Source organism: Lentzea aerocolonigenes (assembly GCF_000955955.1).
In the GTDB taxonomy this organism is placed as follows: Bacteria; Actinomycetota; Actinomycetes; order Mycobacteriales; family Pseudonocardiaceae; genus Lentzea; species Lentzea aerocolonigenes_A.
In genome coordinates this window covers 1-1,950 of the sequence record NZ_JYJG01000452.1, presented here as the reverse complement: position 1 = coordinate 1,950, position 1,950 = coordinate 1, and the positions used below count along the sequence as shown (strand labels likewise).

The following is a 1,950-nucleotide window of genomic DNA, read 5'->3' as shown; positions in this document are numbered from 1 at the left end:
AAGCACGCCACTGGAAGAACATGGCGCCGTCCGAGCCGCGCGCGACGTGGGCGAGGCTGTTGCGCGCCATCTCCCCGCTGCTCTTGGCGATGTTGCGGCGCTGCCAGTTCACCGCGCTGGTGGAGTGCTCGAGCAGCAGCCACGGTCGTCCGCCCGCCAGTGAACGGGTGAGGTCGGCGGCCATCGCGAGATTCACGTGCGGGCGCTCGTCCTCGGCGATCAGGTAGTGGTCGTTGGTGACGACGTCGACCTCTCGCGCCCAGGCCCAGTAGTCGATCGACTGGCACTGCGACAGCGCCGCGTGGAAGTTGGTGGTGACCGGGACACCGGGCGTCACCTCGTGCAGGACGTCCCGTTCCCGCTTGAAGTTCGCGAGCATCTGGTCGCTGGTGAACCGCTCCCAGTCGAGCTGCTGGGCGGGATTGCCGGCGGTCGGGGTCAGGCGCGGCGGCTGCACCTGGTCGAAGGAGTTGTAGGTCTGGCCCCAGAACGTGGTGCCCCACGCCTCGTTGAGCTCCTTGACCGTGGTGTAGCGGGCGAGCAGCCAGCGGCGGAACGCGGCCGCCGCGAGATCGCAGTAGCAGGCGCTCACCGGTGCGCCGTACTCGTTGTGGACGTGCCACATCGCCAGCGCGGGGTGCTCGCCGTACCGGTGGGCCAGCTTGCGGGTGATCGACGCCGCGGCCTGCTGGTAGGGCGGTGCGCTGTGGCAGATCGTGCCGCGGCCGCCGAACGCGTACCGCACGCCCTCGCGGCTCACCGGCAGGGCCATCGGGAACTTCTCGTAGAACCAGGCGGGCGGCACGACCGTGGGCGTGCCGAGGTCGACGCGGATCCCGTTGTCGTACAGGAGGTCCAGCAAGCCGTCCAGCCAGCCGAAGTCGTACTGGGCGGGCTCGGGTTCGACCAGCGCCCAGGTGAAGATCCCGACGCTGACCATCGTCACCCCGGCCTCGCGCATGAGGCGGACGTCCTCCTGCCACACCGGTTTCGGCCACTGCTCGGGGCTGTAGTCGCCGCCGAACGCCAGTGCCTCTAACCCGATCGGCCAGTGCCGCCGCTCCATTCGCACCCCTTTGCGTTGTGATCGTGCACAGCCGAGGAATCAACAGAAGAACGTGTTCACAACCGTACATTCTGCCTATTGCAGGTGTCGAGAATGCGTCACTACTGTGAACGTGCACAGTCCCTCAGCCTCCCACCCCGACCCCGGAGGAACGGATGCAGCGCGGCACCGCCCTCACAGCTCTGGCACTCATCGGCTCATTGACACTCGCCGCCTGCAGCGGCGCCCCGTCCCCTTCGGCCGGCGGCCCGGTCGAACTGACCATGTGGTCGTGGGCGAGCCTGCAGAAGACGGTGGAGATGTGGAACGCCGACCACCCCGACATCAAGGTCACCGTGCAGGAACAGGGCGGTGGTGACGACCTCGTCACCAAGGTCATCACCGCCGCGAAGTCGGGCGAAGGACCCGACCTGGTGCAGGCGGAGTACCAGATGATCCCGACGCTGGTGTCCAACGACGTGCTCACCGACGTCGCCGAGTTCGCGGGCGACGCGAAGCCGAAGTTCACCGACAACGTCTGGAAGCAGGTCAGCCTGGACTCCCCGGCCGCCTACGCGATCCCGCAGGACACCGCACCACTCGCGTTCTTCTACCGCGAGGACCTCTTCAGCCAGTACGGCCTCACCGTGCCGAAGACGTGGAGCGAGTTCGCCGACACCGCGCGCCTGCTCAAGCAGAAGGATCCCGGCCGCGCGCTGACCACTTTCTCCAGCAACGACGCCGGTCTGTTCGCCGGACTGGCGCAGCAGGCGGGATCCACGTGGTGGCGCACCTCGGGAGACGCCTGGAAGGTGGCCATCGACGACGAGGCCTCGCGCAAGGTCGCCGACTTCTGGGGCGGGCTGGTCAAGGACGGGCTGATCGACAACCAGCCGATGTACACG

General features: G+C 67.8%; 2 protein-coding genes. One reads left to right on the top strand and one right to left on the bottom strand.

The window, feature by feature from the left end; translation table 11 throughout:
• Positions 1-1,066, bottom strand: a 1,066-nt coding sequence (locus UK23_RS43255) for a beta-galactosidase (protein ID WP_045317644.1), incomplete at its 3' end; no start/stop codon positions are given.
• Positions 1,067-1,221: 155 nt separating this feature from the next.
• Here UK23_RS43255 and UK23_RS43250 point away from each other — a divergent pair.
• Positions 1,222-1,950, top strand: a 729-nt coding sequence (locus UK23_RS43250; protein ID WP_045317643.1) for an ABC transporter substrate-binding protein, incomplete at its 3' end; no start/stop codon positions are given.